The sequence below is a fragment of the Mycobacterium sp. ACS1612 genome (genome assembly GCF_001667505.1).
Lineage (GTDB): Bacteria > Actinomycetota > Actinomycetes > Mycobacteriales > Mycobacteriaceae > Mycobacterium.
Genome location: NZ_LZHZ01000005.1, coordinates 142773 through 166462, shown reverse-complemented (window position 1 = coordinate 166462; position 23690 = coordinate 142773). Strand labels below are relative to the sequence as shown.

The following is a 23690-nucleotide window of genomic DNA, read 5'->3' as shown; positions in this document are numbered from 1 at the left end:
CTCAGCCAGTGGCCCCGGCGCCGTGCTCCAGATAGTGATTCAGAACGGCCCCCGCCATATCTCGCGGAGCCCCGATGAGGGGAAAGTGGGCCAGTACGGCGGGCGAGTATTCGACCTCGCTCACGATGTAGTTGGTGGCCGTGGGTGGTGCGGCGATGTCCGGCGTGATCAGGTCGACTCCCCCGTACTCCACTGCCGGAATCGCACGTACCGCTCTGATCGCGATGTCAACGAAACCGGGGTGCGCCTCTTCAGTGAAATCGATACTGTCACCGCCGGCCGACAAGTTCGAAGCGCTTCGCAGTACGACGGTCTCGCCGTGAGCCGGGATGTGGGACAGAGTCATCCCGCTGCCGGCCAAAAGGTCCAGCAATTCGAGTTTCACAGGGATCAGATGATCGCAGAGGTAGACGTTGCCCGCCCGGATCGCGTTCTTTCGCTCTATGAGTTCACGCACGGTCGCCACACCGTCACCGACGACGTTCGCCGGCTTGCGCTGCGTCACCGAAACGACGTTGTCGCCGACGACGAAGGCCCTGAAATCGTTGCCCTCGAAGTGCTTCTCGACAAGGACTGGGCGCCAGCGACTTTCCCAAGCCGTCGAACTCGCCTCACGGATCTCGTCGCGGAAGGCCGCCACTCGGGACATCCAACCGCGGGCATCGATCGGCCCAGAAGTCTCAAAAAAGGACCGCGCAACAGTGGCAGCCTTGTCCAGCCACCCTGAACTCGCCGCGCGAGCGTGGCGCCATGCCGTCGCCAATGCGTTCGGCGATCTGACATTGGCGGACACGCCCGCACCTCGCGCGGCGTTGGTCGGCTTGACGACAACGGGATATCCGATGCGCTCCGCGTACTGCAACCCTTCACGGAGCTCGTCGGGCGCAAACGCCTGCGAGGTAACGACATTCAAGCCCGCACAACCGAGAATGTCTCGGGCGACAGCCTTTTCGTCGCAATAGAATCTGCCACCGATACTCCGCGGTCCATTCATGTGGTGGAAGTACACCGGCGGGGCCGCGCTTCCCGGCAATTCGATCAGGACTTCCATGCTGCTCAACCGAGACGTTGCCATTTCCCTGACCATGGCGGCGTGCTCGATGAGCGCGGACTTGGCGCCAATCCCTGATCGCGCCGCGCCGCGCACACATTCCGCCGCGGACAGCTCGCCGACCGCACTTCTCCCCCGCCGACGTTGACCGGCCATGCCCCGTGACACGGTCCCCAGCCTACGATGCAACTGGCAGCGGCAGCAAACAATTCGCCAAGTCCGGTACGCAGGCTGCGGCCGCCAGATAGGCTGCGGCGGTGCGGCGGCTCAGGGTCACTTCCGATCCCGGTCTGCCGCCTCTGGCGTGGTGTGTACGCCTCCGTCGTGGCAACGACGTTGAGCTGCTCTGTGGCGCCAGCGTCGAGGTCCGCGATGACGGGTTCTTCGAAGGGGCGTGGGCAGGCCGGGCCGAAGCTTTCGACTTCACCGACGCCACCGACGTGTTCGGTTCCGGCGGACGGATCACCGGCGATCACCTGACCATCGTCCCGCCGAGCCACACGCTGGAGCGAGTGCAGTTCATTCAGCGCCCCGGTGAGACGCTGATCTCGAACTCGCTGGTGTTCCTTCTGACGGCTGCAGGTGCCGAACTCGACCCCCACTACGCTGCGTACGCCAACGACTTCACCAAGATCGTCTATTACGGCCTCGCCGCATTTGACACTGCAATCCCGCTGCGATTTTCCGGCCTTCCCAAGAATGCCGCCGGGGGACAGAACCAGGCTCATCTGATCTATCTGAAGAACATCCGCCTTCACTGGGACGGCCGAATCTCTTTTGTCGACAAGCCTGCGGTGCCGTCGTTTGGAACGTACGACGAATACGTTGCGTTGCTCGTCGACGTCGTACAGCAGACGGCCACCAATGCCGCGTCGACTGACCGCAAAACCAGGTATTCGCCGCTTGTCACGGTCTCGACCGGTTACGACTCCTCCGCCGTAGCGGCCGCGGTCCGCCGTGCCGGTGGTGAGAAGGCCGTGACCTTTCTGCGAGCCCGTGCCGAGGGAAGGTCGGAAGTCGAAGAGGATTCCGGTAGGCCGATCGCTGACGCGCTGGGCTACCAGCTCAAGGAGTTCGACCGCGAGGCATACCGCAACATGGGCTCATTGCCGGAGGCCGAGTTTCTGGCAACCGGCATGAGCGGGGAAGATGTCAACCTGGTCGCGTTCGAAGCCGACCTTCGCCACAGCGTCTTCTTCACCGGATTTCACGGTGGTCGAGTCTGGAACATGCACGGCTCTCCCGATGTGATGCTGACAAGCAACGACATGAGTGGCGGGTCGATGAACGAGTTTCGCCTCCGTGCCGACTTCGTGCACGTCCCCGCGCCGTTCATCGGCGCGCGCAGACAGCCGAAGATCCTCGAGATCGGCAATAGCGAGGCGATGAAGCGTTGGTCGATCGGCACCGACTACGACCGCCCGGTCGCCCGCCGCATCGCAGAGGACGCCGGTGTGCCGCGCGCCGCCTTCGGGCAGAAGAAGCGAGCGACGACCGCGCTCCTGCATGTAAACGGCGACTCGGCATGGACACCGGCCACACGCGAGGCCGTCCGCCAATATGCCCGGGGCCAGAAGCTGGGTCTACAGACGCGGCTCAGCTACCTATTCGACGCGACGCGTGAGTCGGCGCGTTCGTTCGCATATCGGGCACTGCACAAGCTCGAGCTCCTACATCTGGTGCCAGGGCTGGCAGAGAAACCCGCAGAAGTGCACAGCCATACGCTTCTCGGCCCGCTCCCCATCCTCTGGGCTACCGCGGAGATCGCTTCGCGTTACAAACCGGCGGTCGAGGCCTGGAGTGATGAGCGGTAGCGAAGTTTCCCGTTAAGGTAATCCTTTCGGGTCGTGGTGGAGGTCCTGACGTGTGGGCAGCGCTGGTTCGGTTCGCCGGATTGAGCTGGCGGCTGGATCTCGCGGCCCTCCTCCTTCTGGTCCTGTCGGCATTGCCGGGCTGCGCAACCCCTGTGCCTCCGCCTGCACCCATCGTGTCGCCATTACCCGACATCGCTGGAGATGTCTGGAACAGCCGCGGCCATATAGTCCGCCAGGAGCCCTACAACGATCCGCCGCTTGCCGACCGTGACGAGGTGCTCGGCCAAGCCTGGCGAGCCGTCTATACGTCGGTGTCCGGCCTGGACGGCGGGGCGCGCGAAGTTTCCGGAGCCTTCTTCGTCCCCCGCGGCACCCCGCCGAAGGATGGTTGGCCGGTCATTTCACTCGCGCACGGAACGGTTGGCATCGGTAACAATTGCGGTCCCTCTCGGCAGCCGAATCTGCAGGGGTACGGATTCATGATCCGAGGGTTGCTGAAGAGCAACTATGCCGTTGCTCTCACCGACTACGAGGGGCTAGGTGAGAGCGGGGTTCATCCCTACCTCGAACCGCGGACGGCTGCGTTCAACACCGTTGACGCGGTGCGTGCGATGCGAAACCTCACCGCGAACGTGTCGACGCGCTGGATAGGCGTCGGCTACTCGCAGGGTGGGCCGGCGGTTTGGGTCGCCAATCAGTTGGACTCCTACTACGGAACTGGTCTGCAACTTGAGGGCACCGTTGCGCTGGCACCGGCGACGAATCTGTCGGGCGCAACCGACCTTCTGTTGACGGCGTCGATGACCGACGAGCAACGGGTGCTGTTTCCGACGCTCATTGTCGGCTTGGCTCGGTACAACTCAGAAGTGCACCCACGCTCGTTTCTGCACGAGTACACGAAGTCGTACGAAAAATCGCTGAGCCGATGTGAAACGACGCCCCGACACCGACGCATCCCATCGGTGCCCGCGCCAGTCCTGTGGCGAACGGTTGTAGATCGCCTTCGCGAGTCGAACGATTTCAGGCCGAAATCTTCGCAAGACGTCGCCGAGTTGCAGGAAGTGTTGCGTCGCATTGCGCTACCTGACCGGCCACTGCAGCAGCCGATGCTCGTCATCAGCGGCGAGCATGATGCAGTTGTCTTCCCGGAGTGGGTTCAGTTCGCGGTCTCACGTGGGTGCGCGCTCGGCGGGCGAATCAAATATCTGCAAGCGGACGCGAACCACCAGGACATTTTGTGGAAAGTATCTCGTCCAGTGGATCGGTGGATCGCGGATCGCTTCGCCGGGGAAGTACCACCGTCGACTTGCCCTGCGACGCAGGGGTAATGCTGCGCGTCAAGAGCGCTAGGGCTTACGCCGTTCGACGAATTCGGCCAACGTGCCAATCGTTTCGAAAACCTCTCCTCTGAAGTCCTCGTCATCTATTTCGAAGTCGAATTCCCGCTCCAAGTTGACGGCCAGAGCGACTACCGACATCGAGTCCAGTTCCGGCATGCTTCCGAATAGTTCCGTGGACTCGTCGAGCCGGTAAGCACGATCCTGGATCGCGAGAGTCTTGACAATCACAACCTTCACCCGATCAAGGGTGTCCTGGCTGAAGTTCATCGAACATCCTTCCTAGTCAGGTCAAGAGTTTTGGCGAGAAACGCCGTATCGAAGGCCTTGCTCAGTAACTCTATTGCGTGTGCACTTTCCGCTTTGCCCAGATGGTTGGGCGGGCCACAGGGGGTGTTGTTCACGTCCACTATGTAGATCGTCCCGTCGTCCACGTCTCGAAGAACGTCGAGCTCACCGAAGTCCAAACCAAGTTTTTTCGCGAACTGCTTGATTTTGGTTATCTCATCAGTGGTGAAAACGGAGTCGGTGGAGGCCATGGTCGCACGCGCATTCATGTTGCTGAACCGGTACCTCATGCGGCGATACTTCAGGTAAACGAACGGTAGTTCACCATTGATGACGGGTACTCTGATGTCTAGGACATCATCGTCTCCCGCGGTGTTGTTGATCAACTTTTGATAGACCACATCGTGTCGCGTTGCTGAGGTGGGACATTCGACTACCTCCCCATCATGCATCGCATTGTCGTTGGACTTCATGACGCACAACCCCACGTGGGTTTCAGGGTCGACGAATGTGGCGTAGCCGAAGACCTGGCGGAATACAGCCTCAACTTTTACTTTGCTTATATCGTCGCATCCCTCGTTTACCACGTAGTTGTTGGCAGCAATTTCAGCGAGAACAGAGCTGTGAGCGCGTCTTGTGGTGTCTTGAAAGGCGACAATCAAATCGGGCTGAGCCTTCAGCGAGGAGGTCATCTTACATCCCAAGGTATTGCATATCTTGTACAAGACTTGAGAATAGTTCGGCTTATCCGGGTAAAACAGGATCGTCTTGTTGGCGTTTTCTTTACCGAATCGTTTGATCACGCAAATCGTCCGGTATTTTATTCGAATCTTCGTCCCGACCAAGTAATCGTGATAGATCTTCCCGGCGAATTTGTATATCCGGATCTTCCCGAGTTCTTCCCTTGCGTCTCGCGCTCGGTCGAAGGTGTCCTGGCTGGAGTTCATCGATGTACCTACACGAGCACTTCAGCAGGTAGCGGATGGCCCAAGAAGGCCGTCGGGCTGGCGGTCAGGCCGTAGGCGCCCGCCTGAAACAACACGATGGAATCGCCGATCTGTGCATCCGGCAACATGACCTCGTCGCCCAACAGATCGAGCGGGGTGCACAGACAACCGACGACCGTCACCGCCGACTCGGCAGGCTCAGCCAAACGATTGCCGACCGCGATCGGATAGTTGCGCCGGATGACCGAACCGAAGTTTCCCGACGCCGCCATCTGATGGTGCAAACCGCCGTCGACCACGAGATAGGTGCGCCCACGTGACACCTTGCGGTCGACCACGCGCGTGACGTAGATACCGCACTCGCCCACGATGTAACGGCCCAATTCGATCACGACCTCCGCCTCAGGCAGGGTCGGCACGATCCTGCGCTCGATGAGCTCGGCGAGGTTCGCGCCGATCGCGGCCAGGTCGAGCGGGACGTCCTTGTCGAAGTAGGGGATGCCGAACCCGCCACCGAGATTCACATACCGCACTGGTGCTGGCGCCTTCTCGGCAACCGCGAGGATCAGCTCGGCGGTCTTACGCTGCGCTTCGCACAAAATCTCTGCATTGAGGTTCTGCGATCCGGCAAACACATGAAAGCCAAGGAAGTCGAGGTCTGCTGCGGCGAGGCCGGCGAGGAAGTCAGGCAGTTGTTCGGAGTCCACTCCGAACTGCTGCGGGCCACCTCCCATCCGCATGCCCGAACCCTTCACCTGAAAGTCAGGATTGATCCGGACTGCGACCCGTGGGCGCACACCGAGCATCTCGCCGGCGCGGATCACCCGCTGGGCCTCCGTCACGGATTCCATCTCGATGGTCACCCCGGCCGCGACCGCCTGGGTGATTTCCGCCTCTGACTTGCCCGGCCCGGCGAAACTTATTCTGCCGGCAGGCATTCCGGAATCAAGGGCGGTTTGCATCTCGCGCGTGGAGGCGACGTCCATCCCGTCGACCAAACCCGCGAGATGGTGAAGGACAGCCGGCATAGGGTTGGCCTTCACCGCGTAACTGAGCTTCACTGTCGGCGGCAACGCGGCCCGCAGCGCTTCGACGCGCCCGGTCAGCAGTCCGCGATCGTAAGCGAAGTAGGGTGTGGATCCGACCCGCGCGGTAAGGCGCTCAAGTGGCATCCCGCCCACGGCAAGCTGACCATCGACGCTGCCGAACGCCGCGATCATAGGCCGCGGGCTCACGTTCCGAACTCCTCGCGCAACAGCGCCCGGTCGAACTTGCCGTTTGGATTGCGCGGCAACGCATCCTGAACGACGACGGAGCTGGGCACCATGTACAGCGGCAGCCGAGACTTCATCTCCCCAAGCAGCGAGTCGGTGTCGAAATTATCCACGTCAGCGGGTGCCACTACTAGACGGACCCGCTGGCCGAGCGCCTCGTCCTCCACGCCGAGCGCCACGGCGTCGCGTACCAAACCTGTTGCATAGGCGACCTCCTCGACCTCGGTAGGGCTGATTCGGTATCCGGACGTCTTGATCATCTCGTCCCTGCGCCCGATGAAGTAGATGAAACCCTCGTCGTCGGTGACCGCCCTGTCGCCGGTCCAGACCGCGAGTTCAGGTGTGCGCCCCGGCTCGTCGCGGCCCGGAACCGGCCGAAAGCGTTGCGCGCTCCGCTCGGGATCGTTCCAATAACCGAGCGAAATGTGCGGTCCGCCGCGATGGACGAGTTCACCCTCCTCGCCGGGATCACACCTCGATCCATCGGGCCGTACCACGAGGATTTCGGCGGTCGGAACCGCTTTCCCGATGGAATTCGGTCGGCGGTCGATCTCTGCCGGGTCGAGGTACGTCGATCGGAATCCCTCGGTGAGTCCGTACATGAGAAACGGTTTGGAGGAGGGAAACACCTCGCGCAGCCTGTCCAAGATCGGTTTCGGCATCCGGCCGCCGGTGCTCCCGAAGTAGCGCAGCGACGCTTTCGCGTGCTCAGGCCACTTCTGCTCGACGATCTGGATCCACAGCGGCGGAACGCAAGTGATGCCGGTGACGCCGTGTTTAGCGCACAGTCGGGGCACATCACCAGGAAGGAGATAGTTCATCAGGATCGCATGTGCGCCCACCGCGAACGCCATCGTCAGCTGGCTGAATCCCGCGTCGAAGCTCAACGGCAGCGCAACGAGAATCACGTCGTCGGCGGTATTGCCGAGATATGGCTGAAAGCTGGACGCTATGGCGTTGCCGTGGCTGAGCATCACGCCCTTGGGCCTGCCGGTGCTTCCCGAGGTGTAGATGATGACGGCGAGATCTGACGCAGAATTGCTCGCGGTAGGCGTTGCGTGGATCGATCCCCGTAGCCGCTCCCAGCCATGCACCTCGTAGTGCGCGGATGGTTCTTCCTCTTCGTCGCGGGGGCCGACGAGCACGACGTGTTCGATCGTCGGACAGGATGCGAGTTCGTCGCGCATCAGTGCTAGCCGCTGGGGAGACGTGACGAGCACGCGAACGCCGCAGTCCCGCAGGATATGTCCGACTTGTGCCGGGCGCAGCAGCGGATTCACCGGGACGACAGCGGCACCCGCGGCCGATGAACCATAGATCGCTGCGACAGTCTCGATCCTTTTGTCGAGAAACACTGCGACCCGCTGATCGCGTGTCACACCGAGCTCGCCGAAACCGGCAGCAACACCTCGAACCTGCGTCCACAGCTCGTCGTAGGTGAGCGTCTCTTGCTTGAAGGTCACGGCGGGCGAATTGGGGTGTGACCGCGCGCGGTGCTCGATGAGGTGATGGAGGCTCGTTCTCATGTCGCCGTCACCTGTTTTCGGTCGTTGGTGCCGATTCCTCTCGATCACCATGGACGACACGTCATCTCGCTATAGAGATAGTCGATCTGCTTGGGCTCCAGATCCTCGCTGAGATACATTCTCGACCAGCCCGGGATCATCACCGCAGGTTTAGGACGGTGCCCAACGACCCTGATCTCAGCCAGCGTCGCAACCATCCCGTGCCGCAGCAGCAGATATCGGTAGAACTGCGGCGCGCATTCCTCAAACAGTCGGGGATTGGCCACAAACAGGATATAGGCGAACAGGCGGAGACGTCTGCGCCGGACGCGCCGGTACATCACATAACAGCTTTCATCTCCTTTGACGAGCACAACGTGATTGACCGGAGTTTCAGCGTGATCGCGATAAACGGTCAGGTCCCGCCCCGAAAGCAGTTCCTGAATCTCGTTGCCAGTGTCGACAACTCGTTGCCCCTTCGACTGGACGGGCCACGGCAAGTTGGGCACCAATGCCGTAGCGGTATCCAGCGGAGTAAACCCAAGACGGGTGTCCAACGCCACGACGGTTTTGCTCGGCGTCAGGTCCGTGAAGGTATAACCCCGCTGTCGGAGCAACGCCCGTAGCAGTCGCAGGCCGCTAGCACGATGCTCCGGGACGACGCACCACGCTCCGAGATTGCAGATACGTCGCGGGCGACCATCGATCACGCGTTCCGAGTACATCGCAAGATAGGCACCGACGACACGCCCGTTTTCGCACAGTAGGTAGCCATGATTGGGTTGCTCGACGTCTCCAGGCGGCATCATGAGTCGCCGCCAATCGGCCACTGACGCTCCGGAGTACATCTGACGATGCATGAATTCCGCCACCGCCCATGTGTCTGCGTCGGTGATCGGCTTGGCCTCGATGGCACTGGTGCGAAGATCCGTTCGAAAGCCCGCATCGCCGGCGTCAGAGGTACTCGACATGAGGCCCTTCCAACCGATGACGGCAGTCGAGAATGAATCTCGCATGACTGACGATGTCATCGAAATCGAACTCGTCGTGGTCGGTGAGCAGAACGACCGCATCAGCAGACGCGAGCTCTTCATGAGTCACATCGACCCGACACAGCAGACCGTCGACGGGTGTCTCCTCCACGGTGTATGGGTCGGCACCGTGGACCACCGCGCCCATCTCTGCAAGGAGTTGGGCCACACGCACGGCGGGCGACTCACGAGCGTCGCCGGTGTTCTTCTTGTACGACAGACCGAGCAGGAGGATGCGCGAACCGTTGACGGAACGTCGTCGGGCGTTCAGCTCCATCGTGATCCGGTGAACCACATGGTCGGGCATGTGCCCGTTGATGTCATTGGCCAGTTCTACGAAGCGGAAATTGTGGCCCAGCACGCGCTCCACCCGCCATGACAGGTATGAGGGGTCGATCGGCAGGCAGTGGCCCCCGACGCCCGGCCCGGGAGTGAACCGCATGAAGCCGAACGGCTTCGTCGACGCGGCGTCGATCGCCTCCCATACGTCGATACCCAGTTCGTGGGCGAACATCGCAATTTCGTTGACCAGCGCAATGTTGACGTGGCGGAAGGTGTTCTCCACCAATTTCGCCAACTCGGCCTCCCGTGGCGAACTCACGGTGATGGTCGTCTCCACGAGCGTGTCGTAAAACGCTTGAACCGCCACCAGCGAGGCCGCATCGATGCCGGAAACGATCTTCGGCGTGGTGACCAGAGTCCAGGTCGAGTTCCCCGGATCGATGCGCTCCGGGCTGTAACCGAGATGAAAGTCGGCGCCGGCGACCAACCCCGAGCCGTCCTCCAGAATCGGCGCGACCACTTCCTGGGTGGTTCCCGGATAGGTCGTCGACTCCACCACGACTGTCGCACCCGGTCGCAGGAAGCGGGCGAGCGTAAGGGCTGCCTCCTCGATGTAGCGCAGGTCAGGTACGCCTTCGCGCAGCGGCGTGGGCACGGCGATGACCGCAACATCGAAGCCGGCGCACGCGCGAGCCTCAGATGATGGGTGCAGCGTTCCGGCCTCGAGTACCGCACTGAGGTCCTGGTCGGAGATGTCCTCGATGTAGGACTGACCGGAAAGGAGCCGTTTCACTCGGGCCTCATCGATGTCGTAGGCAACGACATCGTGCTCGACTTGCGCGGCCCGGACCGCAAGCGGCAGACCGACATAACCCTGGCCGACTACTGCGACACGCATTGTCCACCAGCTCGGTACCGTCGCACGCCGAAGCGGTTGCCGACGGTCAGCGCCGAAACCGTCCGCTTGGCGTCCAGTCGCCATGTGCTGTCCTTCTGAAGGACCGATGTCCGTGGAATTGCATGGCGCCCGATGCCCGACCACGGCCGAACCGCGCAGGCGTAGTCGTAGCCCGAATTCTGTACAGCCGTCACGACGCGCGGATCTGAGTGTCCGTATGGATACGCGAATCCTCGTATCGAGTGGCCGAGCAGCTCTTGCAGTATCGCCCTGCTACGCACGGTCTCCTCGCGCAGTTGCGCGTCGTCGACCTTCAGCAACGACACGTGCTGCAGTCCGTGTGAGGCTATTTCGATTCCGGCACTGGCTATTTCGCGCACCTGCGCGGCAGTCAAGAGCGCCTTGTTGGGTCCGGGCCTGCTCCAAACGTTCTCTCCGCCGAACCGTCCAGCGAGCACGAAAGCGGTGGCGGTGAAGCGGTATTGCTGAAGAATCGGCAGAGCGTTCGTGACGAAGTCCGCATAGCCGTCGTCGAATGTCAATCCCACCAGTCGGCGGGCCCGTCCCTCGGCCGCTGCGTCGAGCAGCTCGCCCATCGAGACGCCGCGCAGTCCCCTGTTGCGCAGCCAGCGCATCTGTCGCTCGAACCGCTGCGGCGTGATGGTCACCATGAAGGGATCTTCGTCGTGGGGCGAGACCGAGTGGAACATCAACACCAGCGGTATGGTGGCCAGCTCAGCGCTCTTCGAATAGCCTTCATCGGTGGAAGCTGTCATGCCCGTACCCCCTCGCTTCTTTTCGCCTGAGATCGAAATTGCTTAGAGAAACGCGCTTTTCGCCTGGCTGCCTGACTAGCCGTTGTGTCGTCCATGACTCGCAGGTACACGGCGTCGAGCTGCGGTAAGACTTGTGACAACGTGAAGCGCGCCGCCTTCGCTGGTCCGGCCGCACCGAGCCGCAACCGCAGATCCTCGTCCTCGAGGAGGCGCCGTACCGCGGCGGCAAGCGCCGGGGCGTCCCCAGGTGGCACATGCATACCTTCGACATCGTCGGCGACCACATCCAGCAGACCGCCGAGCGCCGACACCACGCACGGTGTACCCGCCGCAAGGCATTCCACCGCGACCCGCCCGAATCCCTCGGGCACCAGGCTCGGCACGATGCCGACGGCGGCATGTCGCCACCCTGCGATCACCGCCTCCCGCGGCACGTTGGTCGCGACGACCACCCCGTTGCGGTCTTCAAGATGGAAATCGTGGCGGGGCAGCCCAGCAAGGACCAGCGGCACATCGAGGCCTTGTGCGCGGAGGCGGGCGTGAGCGTCGAGGAGCACGTCGACACCTTTGAAGGCCCCGAGCACTCCCGCATAGAACAGGTAAGGCCCGCTGGCGGGGACGAATTCAGGCCGCTCAGCGGTTCGCTCGTCGCTTGCGAGAGCGAGCAGATCATCATCGATGAACGTGGGAATCACCTTGACGTCGGTGTGATCCGCGGCCCGAGGCGCCGAACCACGCGCGGCGAGCGCTGACGAAGTAGCCGTCCATTGGGCGACGTCGCGATGCCGCCTCGATCCCAACTGGTGAAGGCCTGCGGCCAACGGAATTCCCTTGACGCCGTAGTGGGAGTACGCGCAGCTCATGCACTTACCCAACGCGGGTCCCGAACAGACGCTCTGACCTTGGTACAGCATGATTTTGGTGGCGCAAACATGGCTGTGGTCGTGCGCGGTGGCAACGACCGGGACGCCCGCACGGCGCGCGGCGCCGAGCACGCTGTAGAGAATCCAGCCGCGGACATGGATGACGTCCGGCCGAAAGCGCTTGACAAGGTCGGCGAACGCGCGGGCGAACTGCGGGTCCGGAACGGGAGGGAACCAGAGATGGGTCGGGTCGACATATGCGCCCGGCACGTGCGCCATCGCCATAGGCAGGCGGTGCACCTCGGCGCCGTCGAGATTCTCCCGATCCGGCGCGTTCGGGTGCCGCGGCGTCGCCACGGCGACCACCTGACCTTGGCTCACTTGGGCACGCGTCAGCGCCGCGGTCGACAGTTCCAGGCCACCGACGTTGGGCGGAAACGTGTCTGTCGCGTGCAGAATGCGCAACTGTTGCAGCCCGCCGTCTCCGGCAGACGGTCCTGACTGATCGGGCGTGGTGGCTGCGGGCGACGTCACGGAATTCCCATCGCCGGTTCCTCCGTGACGCGTGCGCGCAGTCGTGCCGCGCTGGCGGCTGCGCGAACGTTGATCAGCCAGCGGAAGAACCCCATGGCAGCCAATACAGTCACGACGATCGTTGGTGCTGCAAGCGCCGCCCATGCCGCCCCGATGATTCCGATGTGCGGCATCAGTAGCCATGACATACCGATGCCGATCGATGCCCCCGCCACGCTGATGGCGGCCACTGCAACCAGTCGGCGCTGTACGCGCAGCACCGCCACGGCCACGTTGACCAAAGCGTCTGGGAGGGTGGACAACAAGCCGATTACGAGCAGGGTGCTGTAGTGGGCGTAGTCGGCTCCGAAAATGCCCAGGATCTGCGGGGCCAGCAGGCACGTGATGACCACGGCGGGGATCAACAGTACGCCGATCAGCGCCACAGCACGGCGCGCTTGTGCCCGCAATCGGTCAGGACGGTCCGCGCAGTCTGCCAGAAGCGCGTTGGATACCGCGGCGTTCACCGCGAAGAATGCGGTGCTGATCATCGCGGCCATGGAGAGGTATCCGACTTGGTCGGGTGGGAAGAACGCTGCGGCGATGATCGGCACCAGATAGAACGGCGCGCGGACCGCGATCGTGGCGACGTAGTCCCACGGCACAAGGTGTCGGAGTCGGGACACCCAGATCCGCCTCGGGTGGAAGCGGAAGTCGTTCGTCGCACGGACAAACAAAGAAAGCGACAGAACGAAGTTCAGCATCAGGGAAGCGACCCAGCCGAAGAGGATCACATGTGCGGCATCAGTATCGGCACCTATGGTGAAGACGGCGACCGGCAGAAACACGGCGACGGCGCCCAGCCGCGACAGCGCGCCGACCACACTGCCGAGCAGCGAGAGTTCGGCCCGGCGAACACCGAGCAATGACCCGTTGATCACAAGCATCATGGCGGTACCCACTGAGCCCGCGACCATGAGCGCCACGAGGCAGCCGGTGCCGAGAGCGGCTTGCACCGTGTTCGGCAGCACCAGCGCCGCGACTCCGCCTGCCGCGCCCGATACGACGACGGCGACCACGAGTGCGGTACTGCAGAGACCACTACGCTCTTCGGCGCTGGCCCCGGGCAACACCCGCGGCAGCAACGGTATGAACCCGGCGACGGACACGATACCGACTAAGGTCATCGCGCCAATCACCGTGTTGGCAACACCGATAACGCTGGCGTCGACGCTGCGTGCGCAGAGCACCCAGAACACGTAACCAAGCAGAGAGGTGAGGTGGTTCATCGCGAGAAGAGCGATGCTGTTGGCCACCAAACCACGGGCGGTGCTTTGGCGGATTGTGGTCATCCGGTACACCACCTGACGGGAATGACCGCCTGCAGAAGGAGATCCGACTGCTGGTCGCGGATAGTCAGTTTGATGGGCACGCCCGTCTGTATTGCGCGGTCCATGCGCTCCTTTCCACACAACTCCGGCTGACTACTCCGCGGCAACGCCATGATCAGCGTGGACCGGTCCGCGGCGCCGTCGGCCAGTTCTAGCCGCGATTCGACGGGAACCCGCCGTCCTGTCTCGTCGTAGACCGTGAAGTCGGCACGCCGGACAAGTTCGAAGCCGTCCGGGCCGAGCGGAGTCAAGGCGAACGCCAGGTCGGCTCCGTCGGGCGCAGGGATCTGTTCGGCGCTGAACGCGGACGGCATCTGTTGCGCCGGCGACCATCTCGCGCCTATCGCCAGCAGCGCCGCCGCGGTGATTGCAATCACCGACAGAGCGATCAGGGGCGTGCGCACATTCCGGGAGGTCAGCACGGGCGGCAGCTTCGGACTGCCGACGATTCCCGCAACGACGAGGAGCGCGCAGCCGAGGACAATCAAGACGTCCAAGCCAACATGGTGTGAGTAAGTCCTGTCCTCACCACTCCACACCAGTCTCGACGCCAGGATCAGGCCCTGGGCACACCCGCCGCCGACAATGGCTGCGACCACGATCCACGCCCAGCGACTTGCAATCCGGCCCGACAGCCCGAGCGCAACACCGAGCGATACTGCGGCTGTGGCCACCGTCGTCGTCGCGAGGATGCCGAGAGTGGTGATTCGGGCGGCTTCGCCGAACTGCCGGATTCCCGGAGCGACCAGCACATACCAGGCGAGCGTCGTCGAGATCCGGGTGCCCAGCCACGCCGCGGGACCGGCCGCGTAGCGCATCATCACTGCGGACATCCACAGCCCCGGCACGAGCCAGATTCCGACGATCCCGCAGATCATCGCTATCCAACCGACCACACCTGAAGGTGCGGTAAACAGCGAAAGCTGTTCTGGTGCAAGCCAATGAGCCACTAAGAGACATCCGATGCCGATGCCCGACCCCGCTAGCACGCGGAGCCTGGCTGACCGGTCGCGCGGCACCTCGCGCTCGCCGCTTGCCGTGCGCAGTCTGAGGCCGCGCCAGCGCGCTGCGTTCGCGGTATCGCCCGAGCTGCCCCGATGACTCTTGAGCTCGCTCATCCCCCAGACCCCTCGCAACTGCCAGCTCGCGTGCGACGCAACAGGAACGTGTTCACCTCATAGACAGTCAACGGACCGGCTGCATATACGGCCCGCAGCCAAGGCAGACAGTTGAACCGGTCGATCGCCGCTTGCGGATACACGTCTGGGCCCTTCGCACCGGGTTCCTCTCGGGTGAACCAGATGCCCAACTGCGGACGGGTGGTCGCCATCCGCGAATCGACCACGAAGTATTTGATTTTGGAGTCGAATATCTGCTTCAACACTTCAAGGCGTACCGGTTCGGGGCTCATGTACATGTCCCAAACCGGGAATTTCGTGCTTGGCCGCAACGTCGCCATCCGGCCGGGCGATCCGATCTGTAGAGAACTGAACCTGTCAGTCATCACGCGGGTGTCGACGGGCGCGTGCGCCGCCAGCCACGAGGCGACGGCTGCACTTTCCCTTGACACCGATCGTCCGTCGTCTCCGACTTCTGCAGAACCCGGAAAACGGTGTGTGACTTTGACTCCCACCGCCGCGCTTCCAAAAGCTAAGACGGTGAACAGGATTCCCACGACACCGGCCGTGACGCCGGGCCGACCGAATACCCTCCGCAGCGAACGCCATCGGGTCGCGACATCGTCAGCTTCGCGGTCTCGAGCGTGCGACCAGGCTAGCCCGCACACGACCGCGATCCCGATGAAGCTGTACCCCCATGACCGGTGGGCTCCCTCGGCGCCGCCAGTCACCAACAACGGCATGCTTGCGAAGAACATCGAGCCCACCCCGGCGAACGCCCAAGGCGCCGAACCGAGCCGACGCCGGTTGCGCCACAGGACTATGAGAGACCATGAGAACATCGCAAACAACACGATTGGGAACAGGTAACCGCAGACGATCTCGTAGGGCGGATTCAAAGAGTTTTCGAACAGCGAGCGGTGACTGGAGGTCTGGTTGATCCCATCCAGCATCTTCTGAAGCTGCGCGAACCCGCGGGTCACTTCGGGGCCGAGGTACCCGACGATGCTCCCTGACAGTCCAGACCACCAGAAGGTGATCGAAACCAGCAGGCAGCCCCCGATGAAGATCGGCGGCCAGAATCGCTCCCCCTCCGCGCCCCAGCCACCGGACGCTGTCTGTCGGACGAAGGGCAGTACGCGGACAACGATGAGCAGCATCAGCATCAGACACAGCAGGATCGAGGTCAGGTGATGGATCACCGGCAAACTGGCGACACAGAACACCGCCATGGCCAGGGCGCGCATGTTGATTTTCCGCGAAGCACGGCCAGCCGCGACGGTTGCCGCCAGGCACCAGATCATCAATGGCAGCGCAAGGCTCTCGTATGAAAAGGCGGAGTTGAAATACAGCCACGACGGGTTGAGCGTGTAGATAACCGCTCCGGCGGCCGCCCCGCGGGCGGGTGCGCCCACCATCCGGACCAGTTGGTAGATGGCGAGGACGGACAGGATGTGGGCTAACACGACCACGCCGATGCTGGCCGGCCAGAGCGGCATACCCGCGAGCCGGGCAATGGCGCTGCCAGCCTGGTGCAGGCCAGGGAATTCCCTTGTGATCGGCAACAGGTAATTGGAGTGACCGACGTCGCCGGCAAGAAACGCCTCCAACGACTGCCGCCAGTGGGCATACTCGTCGGGGCCTGCCGGACCGTATTGCAGCAGCCTCGGAACCATGCCGAACAAGCCGATGCCCACCAGTGCCCAGGTCCGCGATGCACCGCCGCTGTGGCGGTCGCATGCTAGCGCGACGAGCGGCAACATTCCGAGCAGAAAGCCCGCCCAGAAGAGCGCGAACTGTAATTGGTCCGGCTCGGGTTGGCCGGCCGCATGGTGGAAGGACAGTAGTATCAGCACGGCCCCGACCGGTGGCATGCAGACAGCGCAAAGCCGCAGTCGACGCTGGGGGCCCGCACCGGACTGCGAAGCGCTGGAGTCGAATTCGTCGGACGGCGGGTGCCTGTCGGCGATGGGTGGGAGCGTCGTTGTACTGGTCACTGCCTGCTCACGATCTCGCGGCGCTGAGCGTCTCGAGGAGATGGCTGACCATGTCGGCTTCAGTTGGCAAGGTGCAACGCGCGGAGCGCTCCTTGCGGGACTCCGTCGAGGCGAGCCCGCGGGCAATCGCGTCTGCGTACTGTGAGACGGACTCCGCGTCGGGGGTGTCGACCTCGCACAGCGTGGCCATCGCACCGGTCCCGGCGCGGCGGACCACGTCGCGGTGAGCGCCGATGGCGCTGGCGACGACGGGCAGCCCCGCGGCGAGCGCCTCTCCCAGACAGAGGCCGAAGGCCTCATGCAGACTCGCGGTCGCATAGACCGATGCCGATGCCCACCAGCGTCCAAGCGCCTCGTTGTCCACTGCGCCTGCGAATGTCACCAAGTCATCTGCGCCAAGTGCGGTCGCGAGTTTGCGGTAGGCGTTCTCGGCGGAGCCCTGTCCGACGACGACAAGTCGTGCCGGTATCGCCCGGTCGCGCAGTTCGGCGATCGCACGGATGAGCACGTCCGTCCGCTTGTACGGTTCCTGGCGGGCGATGGTCAGCACGACGTTCGACTCGCCGGGATAGGGCCGCGAGCCACCAACCGGATCGGCGATCCCGATTTGAGCGAGGGTGATCTTGTCGGGGCCTACCTGTCGGGCAAAGTCCCGCCGGACCAGATCTCCCTCCGCCTCGGTCGCGACCAGAATCCGGCGGCTGGCAGCCATGAGTCGCCGGCCAGCGGGCCGGTAGAACCGGTGCAATGCGTCGCGGATCGGTGTGTGGCCCCCGCCGTGATACCACGGGGTGAACACGACTGGCGCCTTCGACAACTCCGCCGCCAGCCAAGCCAAGGGAGTGTGGTAGCTGTGCACCCACACCACGTCGAAGCGTCCGGACCGCCGAGCCGCACGGGCGGCAGCCGGTGAAGGAACGTCGAATACTTCGCCAAGCGGCAGATAGTGGCGCTCGATGGTGTATCCATTCCGCCGATCTCGCGCGGGAAGTCCTGCGTCACGCGGTACTTGGGTAACAACGGTCACCTCGACGCCCGTCGCCGCCAGAGCGGCGGCCGCCTGCGCGGCGTAGGTCTCGACGCCACCGTGATAGGGGTTGAAGCGGGGCACGATGAGCCCGACCCGCAGCGCGGCGCTTGTCACGCAAATTCCCCCGTCAAGGCGCGGTCTTCCGCAGCCGGATTCGCATACCGGTCGCTCACATGCGCTCGCCGGGTTGGGTATGTTTGCGAACCGACTGCACCAAACGTCCGCTGAGTCCGGATCGGTGGTCGCGCACCACGGTGCGCAGCACTCGGGTGCCGTCCCGAATCGAGTGAAGGTTTGACTTGCCCGCCCGGCGAGGCAACTCCAAACTCGGAACCTCGGCGATGCGCATCCCGGCCTGCATTGCACGCACGACCATCTCGGCTTCGATCTCGAACCCGGTCGCAGAGAGCGCCATGGCCTCCAGATAGCGGCGGTGGAACGCACAGAATCCGTAACACAGGTCGGTGAGGTCGCCGCCGTAGAGTTGGTTGAACACTCCGAGCAGGAACCGGTTGCCGAGCCGCCGTAATGCCGTGATGTCGAGAGATCCACCGCCTGCGATGAACCGCGATCCCTTGACGAAGTCGTATCCGTTGTTGAGGAAATGTAGGTAATGGCGGATCTCTTGTGGCGCCATGCTGCCGTCGGCGTCCATCATCACGATGATGTCGCCGGTCGCGGCCAAGAAGCCCGCCCGCAACGCGCTGCCCTTGCCGAGGCCTTCCTGCAACACCACCTTGATGTCGGGGCGATAGCTGCGCGCGGTGATGAGCGTCGCGTCGGTCGAGTTGCCGTCCACCAGGATGACCTCGTTGACCTCATCGGCGACCTGTTCGAGCACCCAGCCGATGTTTCGCGCCTCGTTCTTGACCGGGATGACCAAGCTGACCGTCACCGGTTTCGCGGAGGCTGCGCGTGAGCGTTTACGCCGCTTTGTTGCGAGGGGTGCAGGTTCCACGCCCTGATCGTTCGCCAGTCGTGGTGCTGGCGCGCCGTCCCTGTATGCGTTTGTCGCCGATGATTCGGCCATTGCTAGACCCCCGTCCAACCGATGCGCCGAGGCCGACGCCGTGTGGACACACTCGATTAGCTGTCGTATCTGTTGGACAACCCCCCCGAGCGTCCCGCCTGCGACGTTAGCATATGCCATGCGACACGTTAAGAGAACCTAGGGAAAAATTGATACTCCCGCCGAATCGGGCACGGATGCGACTGCACAGCGGGACTTCCGGCTCGCATGGCAAACTTCGAGGATATGTTCCACACGGCGCTATGTGATCTTAAGCAACTTAGTACGCGTACAGCGGTTCGGCACCTGAGGCGAGGCTTGCCATCCCTCTCGGATTTGCGCTAGCAACAATTCTTCTGGCTAAGGACACTTTGCTGACACCATCGGATCTGCCGCTGTTGATACCCCGCTGGCGTATGGCAAAAATGTAGCTGGAGCCGGTTCGTGCTGTACCGAAGTCGACTGGTCCACAGAACGAAAAACGGACGTTCGATGGCGTTGGTGCTCAGCTGGGCCGGATGAGGACGAACTGCCACGACCAGGGCACGTATCGCATCGGTCGTTGCAGCAGGCGGGCGGCCCATCGGACGCCGCTGGGTATCACCTCGGGCGGATAGTTGAAGTGGCGGACGTGCGCTACCTCGAAACCGGCGCGGTGCGCCGACTCCTTGAGGTGCTTCATCGTCACGACGTAGAAGTCGTGACCCCAACTGACCGGCGCCAGCTTCCAATACCGGTGCTGCCACTTGACGGGCAGCCAGCCCATGAACGGAAGCCTGCTGTGCGACTCGATCGGAAAGTAGGGGTTCGGCAGCTGACCGATCACGTGACCGCCCGGTTTGAGCACGCGGTAAATCTCACGCAGGCTGGCGTCGCGCTCATCCGGTGGAATGTGCTCGAAAACGTTCGCGAACACCGCGACGTCGAATGTCTGGTCGGCGAAGCTCAGTTCGCTTGCCCGTCCCGGCTTCAGGACGCAGCCGCGATCGGTGACGGCCTCCTCGGTCAGCTTGGGATCGATGCCCGCCCAATTCCGGATGTGCGTGAGCTGTTGCAGCTGTTCGGTCAGTGCACCGGTTTGACACCCGATCTCGATGCCGTGGGTCGCGTGCGGCGAGCTGTACTCCTTGATCAGGTCCGCCAGATGGCGACTGAGCACCGCGTTACGCGTTTCCCACTCCTGATCGGTTTGCAGGAATTGCGCGCGAATGCCGCGATTCACCGTGGACGCCTCCCCCATGGCGCGAACCTCCCTCGCAGATCCTGGTTCTTGAACAAGGTACCCGTTGGACGCAGCCACCCCAAGACCTTTGCCGGGCTCATCACTCTCGACCGGCTGATGGCACCGCAGCCCCGCTGGGGAAACCCTCGTACGGTACTTTCTGCATAGCTAAACCCGGGCGACCACTTCGCGGTCGTCTCGCCGACTTTCGCAGGAGAGTTCAGTGAACCGCTTCAGACTGGCCACGTGCGCGGTCGCCGCCGCCCTCGCCCTGTCCGGCTGTGGCGCCGGGCAGATATCGCAGACCGCGACGCAGGAGCCGGCCGTGAACGGCACGCTCGCGACGGTGGGCTCGATGGCGTTGCGCAACATTCATCTGCGTGCCACCCAGAACGCCGACTACATCCGGCCCGGCAGCGACGTCGAGTTGTTGTTCGTCGCGGTCAACAATTCTCCCGATGTCAACGACAAGCTGCTTTCGGTCGGCTCCGATGTCGGCACCGTCAGCCTCTCCGGCGACACCTCGGTGCCCGCCAACGGCGTCCTGGTAGTCGGCGAACCCGACGGCCAGATCGCGCCGCTGGAAGCCGCCGAGAAGGCCGACGCGGTGCAGGCGAAGGTTGCACTGTCCAAGCCGATCACCAACGGGCTGACGTACCCATTCACCTTCACCTTCGAGAAGGCGGGCGAAACCACCGTGCAGGTGCCGATCTCGGCCGGTGAGCAACCGCGGCGGGAAGCGGCAGCGGAAGCCGGCGACACGGGCGGTCACCACTAGTCGGTTCGGCCGGTCTGTCGGACCGACCGGCTACGGTCACGACGTGGCTAAAGCGCGTTCGCAGTACCGCTGCTCGGAGTGCCACCACGTCACCGCCAAATGGGTTGGCCGCTGCCCCGATTGCGGCACCTGGGGCACCGTCGACGAGGTCGCCGTGCTGGCCGCAGTCAATGGTTCGGGTGCTCGGCGTTCGGTCGCGCCGACGTCGCCTGCGGTGCCTATCAGCTCGATCGATCCGGGCCGCACCCGCCATTTCCACACCGGGATCAGTGAACTCGACCGGGTCCTCGGCGGAGGTCTGGTCCCCGGTTCGGTGACGCTGCTGGCGGGCGACCCCGGGGTCGGCAAGTCCACACTGCTGCTAGAGGTCGCGCATCGGTGGGCGCAGGAGGGCAGGCGCGCGCTGTATCTGTCCGGTGAGGAATCGGCGGGTCAGATCCGGCTGCGGGCCGAACGCACCCGCTGCGCGCACGACGAGGTCTACCTGGCCGCGGAATCGGATCTGCAGACCGCGCTCGGACACATCGACGAAGTGCGGCCCAGCCTGGTGGTGGTGGATTCAGTGCAGACCATGTCCACCACCGAGGTCGACGGTGTGACCGGCGGGGTCACCCAGGTGCGGGCCGTGACGACGGCGTTGACCATGGCCGCCAAGACGTCCGGGGTGGCGATGCTGCTGGTCGGCCACGTCACCAAGGACGGCGCTATCGCGGGCCCGCGGTCACTGGAGCACCTCGTAGACGTCGTGCTGCACTTCGAGGGCGACCGCACTTCGGCCCTTCGCATGGTGCGCGGCGTGAAGAACCGGTTCGGCGCCGCCGACGAGGTCGGATGTTTTCTGTTGCACGACAACGGGATTGAATGTGTCGCGGATCCGTCGGGGTTGTTCTTGGATCAACGGCCCAAGCCGGTTTCGGGCACCGCTGTGACCGTCACGCTGGACGGTAAGCGTCCGCTGATCGGCGAAGTGCAGGCCTTGATCGGCGCACCCGCCAGCGGTTCACCGCGTCGCGCCGTGAGCGGTATCGATTCGTCCCGCGCCGCGATGATCACCGCGGTGCTGGAGAAGCGTGCCAAACTGCCCGTCGGCACCAACGACATCTATCTCTCCACGGTTGGCGGCATGCGGCTCACCGACCCCTCGTCGGATCTGGCGGTGGCGCTGGCGATCGCGTCCGCCTACACCGATCTGCCGATGCCCACCAATGCCGTGGCGATCGGAGAGGTCGGCCTGGCGGGCGATCTGCGCAGGGTCAGCGGCATGGATCGCAGGCTGGCGGAGGCAGCACGGTTGGGCTTCGGCTGCGCTGTGGTGCCCGCAGGCGTCACGGCGGCGCCCGCCGGTTTGCGGGCCCTCGGCGCAGACAACATTCAAACGGCGTTGCGGGTGCTGCGGGAAATCAGTCAGACTGACGCCTGCCGATCCTAGGAGGAGGCATGGCCGTCAAGGCGAGCGGCAGGTCGAACCGCAACGTGGTGCAGTTGGCGCGCCCGACCCTGCGCGAGACCATCGCGCGGCTGGCGCCGGGAACCGCCCTTCGCGACGGCCTGGAGCGCATCCTTCGCGGCCGCACCGGCGCACTGATCGTGATCGGTTACGACGACAGCGTCGAAGCCATCTGCGACGGCGGCTTCGAGCTCGACATCCGCTATGCGCCCACCCGGCTGCGTGAGCTGTCGAAAATGGACGGCGCCGTGGTGCTGTCCAGCGACGGCGGCCGCATCGTGCGGGCCAACGTGCAGCTGGTACCCGACCCGTCGATACCCACCGAGGAATCGGGCACCCGGCACCGGTCCGCCGAACGCACCGCCATCCAGACCGGCTATCCGGTGGTCTCGGTCAGTCATTCGATGAGCATCGTCACGGTGTACGTCGCGGGCGAGCGCCACGTCATTCCTGACTCGGCGGCCATACTGTCGCGCGCCAACCAGACCATCGATACGCTGGAGCGCTACAAGACTCGCCTCGACGAGGTCAGCCGCCAGCTGTCGACGGCCGAGATCGAAGATTTCGTGACGTTGCGCGACGTGATGACCGTCGTGCAGCGGCTGGAGATGGTGCGCCGGATCAGCCTCGAAATCGATTCCGACGTAGTCGAATTGGGTACCGACGGGCGTCAGCTCAAGCTGCAGTTGGAAGAACTCGTCGGTGACAACGACACCGCGCGCGAATTGATCGTGCGCGACTACCACGCCAACCCCGATCCCCCTACCGCCGCTCAGGTCAGCGCCACGCTCGAGGAGCTCGATTCGCTCTCCGACAATGAGTTGCTCGACTTCACAACGCTGGCAAGGGTTTTCGGCTATCCCTCGACGGCGGAAGCCCAGGATTCGGCGATGAGCTCCCGCGGCTACCGCGCGATGGCCGGTATCCCCCGATTGCAGTTCGCCCACGTCGACCTTCTGGTGCGGTCCTTCGGTTCCCTGCAGGGGTTGTTGGCTGCTACGTCCGACGACTTGCAGTCAGTGGAGGGCATCGGGTCGATGTGGGCGCGCCATATCCGGGAAGGCCTGTCGCAACTTGCCGAGTCGACGATCGCCGACCGGCTCGCCTAGCCCACATAGC

At 63.6% G+C, this 23690-nt stretch carries 20 protein-coding genes; 5 read left to right on the top strand and 15 right to left on the bottom strand.

Translation table 11 applies throughout. From position 1 onward, the window contains the following. Position 1: 1 nt before the first annotated feature. A complete protein-coding gene (locus A5724_RS03390; protein ID WP_156752108.1) occupies positions 2-1219 on the bottom strand; it encodes a hypothetical protein in 1218 nt (405 codons plus the stop codon). 89 nt (positions 1220-1308) lie between these two features. Here A5724_RS03390 and A5724_RS03385 point away from each other — a divergent pair, with 89 nt between their 5' ends. Together A5724_RS03385 and A5724_RS03380 are read left to right on the top strand one after the other, a co-directional pair. Next, positions 1309-2865: a hypothetical protein gene (locus A5724_RS03385; protein WP_067796166.1), complete on the top strand. Its 1557-nt coding sequence runs from the start codon at positions 1309-1311 to the stop codon at positions 2863-2865. Between the two features lie 80 nt (positions 2866-2945). After that, positions 2946-4193, top strand: a complete 1248-nt coding sequence (locus A5724_RS03380) for a lipase family protein (RefSeq protein ID WP_156752107.1) — start codon at positions 2946-2948, stop codon at positions 4191-4193. Positions 4194-4211: 18 nt separating this feature from the next. Here A5724_RS03380 and A5724_RS03375 read toward each other — a convergent pair whose 3' ends face one another. The 14 genes from A5724_RS03375 to A5724_RS03310 form a co-directional block, all read right to left on the bottom strand. Next, positions 4212-4472, bottom strand: a complete 261-nt coding sequence (locus tag A5724_RS03375) for an acyl carrier protein (RefSeq protein WP_067796160.1) — start codon at positions 4470-4472, stop codon at positions 4212-4214. Continuing rightward, complete coding sequence (locus A5724_RS03370) at positions 4469-5437, bottom strand: hypothetical protein (RefSeq protein WP_067796158.1); 969 nt, start codon at positions 5435-5437, stop codon at positions 4469-4471. Before A5724_RS03370 ends, A5724_RS03375 begins: the two co-directional genes overlap by 4 nt. 8 nt (positions 5438-5445) lie before the next feature. Further along, positions 5446-6657 (bottom strand): pyridoxal-dependent decarboxylase, exosortase A system-associated, encoded by a 1212-nt coding sequence (locus tag A5724_RS03365; protein ID WP_082964827.1) that lies wholly within the window; start codon positions 6655-6657, stop codon positions 5446-5448. A gap of 11 nt (positions 6658-6668) precedes the next feature. Then, positions 6669-8237: an acyl-CoA ligase (AMP-forming), exosortase A system-associated gene (locus A5724_RS03360; RefSeq protein ID WP_067796279.1), complete on the bottom strand. Its 1569-nt coding sequence runs from the start codon at positions 8235-8237 to the stop codon at positions 6669-6671. Positions 8238-8281: 44 nt separating this feature from the next. Continuing rightward, positions 8282-9187 (bottom strand): hypothetical protein, encoded by a 906-nt coding sequence (locus A5724_RS03355; protein ID WP_197518534.1) that lies wholly within the window; start codon positions 9185-9187, stop codon positions 8282-8284. Then, entirely contained in the window at positions 9171-10427 is a 1257-nt protein-coding gene (locus A5724_RS03350; RefSeq protein WP_067796153.1) for a nucleotide sugar dehydrogenase, read from the bottom strand. The genes A5724_RS03355 and A5724_RS03350 overlap by 17 nt, the downstream gene beginning before the upstream one ends. After that, the gene (locus A5724_RS03345) at positions 10412-11203 is read right to left on the bottom strand and encodes a polysaccharide deacetylase family protein (protein WP_067796149.1); all 792 of its coding nucleotides are present in this window, start codon (positions 11201-11203) and stop codon (positions 10412-10414) included. The genes A5724_RS03350 and A5724_RS03345 overlap by 16 nt, the downstream gene beginning before the upstream one ends. Continuing rightward, positions 11200-12600, bottom strand: a complete 1401-nt coding sequence (locus A5724_RS03340) for a glycosyltransferase family 4 protein (protein ID WP_067796146.1) — start codon at positions 12598-12600, stop codon at positions 11200-11202. Before A5724_RS03340 ends, A5724_RS03345 begins: the two co-directional genes overlap by 4 nt. Next, positions 12597-13931 (bottom strand): hypothetical protein, encoded by a 1335-nt coding sequence (locus tag A5724_RS34090; protein ID WP_197518533.1) that lies wholly within the window; start codon positions 13929-13931, stop codon positions 12597-12599. Before A5724_RS34090 ends, A5724_RS03340 begins: the two co-directional genes overlap by 4 nt. Further along, positions 13928-14866, bottom strand: a complete 939-nt coding sequence (locus A5724_RS03330) for a hypothetical protein (RefSeq protein ID WP_067796141.1) — start codon at positions 14864-14866, stop codon at positions 13928-13930. Before A5724_RS03330 ends, A5724_RS34090 begins: the two co-directional genes overlap by 4 nt. 218 nt (positions 14867-15084) lie before the next feature. Further along, positions 15085-16962 (bottom strand): hypothetical protein, encoded by a 1878-nt coding sequence (locus tag A5724_RS03325; RefSeq protein ID WP_067796138.1) that lies wholly within the window; start codon positions 16960-16962, stop codon positions 15085-15087. Positions 16963-17092: 130 nt separating this feature from the next. Beyond that, positions 17093-18229, bottom strand: coding sequence for a glycosyltransferase family 4 protein (locus A5724_RS03320; protein WP_067796136.1), 1137 nt, complete (start codon positions 18227-18229; stop codon positions 17093-17095). Between the two features lie 55 nt (positions 18230-18284). Further along, positions 18285-19073, bottom strand: a complete 789-nt coding sequence (locus A5724_RS03315; RefSeq protein WP_232004684.1) for a glycosyltransferase family 2 protein — start codon at positions 19071-19073, stop codon at positions 18285-18287. A 556-nt stretch (positions 19074-19629) separates the two neighbouring features. Beyond that, complete coding sequence (locus A5724_RS03310; protein ID WP_067796132.1) at positions 19630-20364, bottom strand: class I SAM-dependent methyltransferase; 735 nt, start codon at positions 20362-20364, stop codon at positions 19630-19632. A 205-nt stretch (positions 20365-20569) separates the two neighbouring features. Between A5724_RS03310 and A5724_RS03305 the strand changes: the two genes are divergently transcribed. Genes A5724_RS03305 through disA form a run of 3 tightly spaced genes read left to right on the top strand, consistent with a single transcriptional unit; the run spans position 20570 to position 23680 of the window. After that, positions 20570-21124, top strand: coding sequence for a hypothetical protein (locus A5724_RS03305; RefSeq protein WP_067796129.1), 555 nt, complete (start codon positions 20570-20572; stop codon positions 21122-21124). 43 nt (positions 21125-21167) lie between these two features. Then, positions 21168-22553 carry a DNA repair protein RadA gene (radA, locus tag A5724_RS03300; protein ID WP_067796271.1) on the top strand — a complete coding sequence of 462 codons (1386 nt, stop codon included), beginning with the start codon at positions 21168-21170 and terminating at the stop codon, positions 22551-22553. 8 nt (positions 22554-22561) lie between these two features. Then, positions 22562-23680, top strand: coding sequence for a DNA integrity scanning diadenylate cyclase DisA (gene disA, locus A5724_RS03295; protein ID WP_067796126.1), 1119 nt, complete (start codon positions 22562-22564; stop codon positions 23678-23680). The last annotated feature ends 10 nt before the right edge of the window (positions 23681-23690 follow it).